1 protein-coding gene and 1 pseudogene are annotated in these 2,187 nt (G+C 64.0%); both read right to left on the bottom strand.

The features are described from left to right. Positions 1-191: 191 nt before the first annotated feature. Positions 192-479: pseudogene (locus BM052_RS19235) on the bottom strand (ATP-binding protein); the annotation flags it as partial. Beyond that, positions 466-1,980 carry an IS21 family transposase gene (istA, locus tag BM052_RS19230; RefSeq protein ID WP_091149480.1) on the bottom strand — a complete coding sequence of 505 codons (1,515 nt, stop codon included), beginning with the start codon at positions 1,978-1,980 and terminating at the stop codon, positions 466-468. The pseudogene BM052_RS19235 and the gene istA, both read right to left, overlap by 14 nt. Positions 1,981-2,187 lie beyond the last annotated feature (207 nt).

Below are 2,187 nucleotides of genomic sequence, written 5' to 3'. Positions count from 1 at the left end.
CGGTTCCAAACCGTCAGGCCGCGTTAGCGACCTGAACCAGCCGCTTTGAGCGGCTCACATCGTAAAGCCCCCGGCTCTGCCGGGGGATACTTACTTTGCCCGGATGTCGTCGATTGCCCTGGGAACTCCGGACTGACATCTACGAGGTGTTCGAAGACATCATCCGCCGTTGGCGGCGAAAGCATGGGTGCGGGCAGGAACGCGCCGCTGTGCAATGAACGCACCAGCCCCTCGTTGATCGGGGTACCCTCGAACCGGAAGGCGTCGATGTCCTTCACGACTGGCAGCCTGGCAGCGGCCATCCGGTATCGGATCGACGCGGCATGACGATGCGTCGCCTCCGCTCGCAGGAGGTCGGTCAGTATCTCCATGGTGGTGCGCTGGCGCTGAAGGCCGGTGGTGACCGCATCGTCGAACGCGCCCGCCATGCCCTTGAGGCCAAGGCCGCGCATGGCCTCGATCATGTCATGCCGCTGCATCGAAGGTCCTCAGCTGGTCGTAACGGGCACAGTCGGCGATCGGGGGATGGCGCAAGGCGCTATCCTCGGAGGTGATGATCGTCAGCGGACGCGGGGGTTCCCGGTGTCGTGCCAGGATGTTGAGGATCAGGTCGTCGCTTGCCGTGCCCGTCGCCAGTGCCTCACGCACAGCGGCTTCGACAGGCTCCAGGCCATCGGTCAGTACGGCCGACAGTACACGGACGAACCGGCGATCGGCATCGTCGCCATTACCCAGCTTGCGGCGCAGGCGGGCAAGCGCCGGTGGCAGATCCCAGTCCTGGAAGGGGGCACCGTTCCTCAGCGCGCCAGGCTTGCGGGCCAGCACCGGCAGATAATGCCAGGGGTCATAGATCGTGCGGTTGCGCCCAAAGTAGCGAGGATGTTCAGCGACAACATCTTCGCCGCAGCGAACGACGATGCGATCGGCATAGGCGCGGACCTGCACCGTGCGTCGTGCCACCGTCGAGAGCACCGAGTAGCGATTGCGGTCGAAGCTGATCAGGCAGGTGCCGGTCACGGCATGCTCGCTCTCATTGAAGCCGTCGAACGGTCCCAGCATCGGCTGCAGCGCAGATCGTTCTATCTCCAGCACCTGCGCCACGGTCAGCTCGCCCTGTTCAGGATGGGGCTGCCGTTCCGCCCAGCGCCGACACTCGGCCTCCAGCCAGCCATTGAGCTCTTCGAGACTGGCGAACCGCAACCGGGGCTGGAAGAAGCGACCCCGGATCGTCTGCACCTGGTTCTCGACCTGACCCTTCTCCCATCCCGCCGCAGGCGAGCAGGCCGTGGGCTCGACCATATAATGGTCGGTCATGATCAGGAACCGCCGGTTGAATACGCGTTCCTTGCCGGTGAACACGCTCGTCACAGCCGTCTTCATATTATCGTAGATGCCGCGCCCTGGCACACCACCGAAGAAGGCAAAGCCGCGCGCATGCGCGTCGAACAGCATCTCCTGGCTCTCGCGAGGATAAGCCCGGACATAGACCCCACGTGACGCGCACAGGCGCATATGCGCGACCTTCACCCGCATCGGTGCCCCGGCGATCTCGACATCCTCATGGCTCCAGTCGAACTGGTAGGCCTCGCCTGGCCTGAACATCAGCGGGATGAAGGCGGTGACGCCATCGCCGGCATCCTTGCGCCGTTCGACCTTCCATCGCGCCGCGTAGCGCCGCACCGCATCGTAGGATCCCTCAAAGCCTTCGCGCACCAGCAGGTCATGGATCCGAGTCATCCGCAGCCGGTCACGCCTGCCGCGCAGCTCGTTCTCTTCCAGCAGCGTGTTCAGGCGCTCCTGGAACGGACCGATCCTGGGCAGCGGCTGAACCTTGCGCTGATAATCAAAGGCGCCCTCCGGCGCTCGGACCGCTTTGCGGATGACCTTCCGCGACACATGCAGATCCCGTGCGATCGCCTTGATCGCCTTGCCTCCGGCATACTCGCGCCGGATCCGAACCACTGTCTCCAAAACCAACATCCCGATCTCGCCGCCTGAAAATCCAGGCGGTTGCTTAAACCATCGAAATGAGGGGTCCCTTTTAGACGCCGATCACCCCGCTAACGGGGTCCTTTTTGCACGCCGATCCACACCCAGCTGGGCGCAGTGAAGCAAGCACGCCATGCTTGCAGCCACTGCCGCAATATCTGGGGGACGGGATCGCCGACGACGGCCTTGGGATAGTGC

Origin of the sequence: Novosphingobium sp. CF614, from assembly GCF_900113255.1 — a bacterium.
Lineage (GTDB): Bacteria > Pseudomonadota > Alphaproteobacteria > Sphingomonadales > Sphingomonadaceae > Novosphingobium.
Note: the sequence above shows the minus strand (reverse complement) of the source record. Positions and strands in the feature narration are given on the sequence as shown.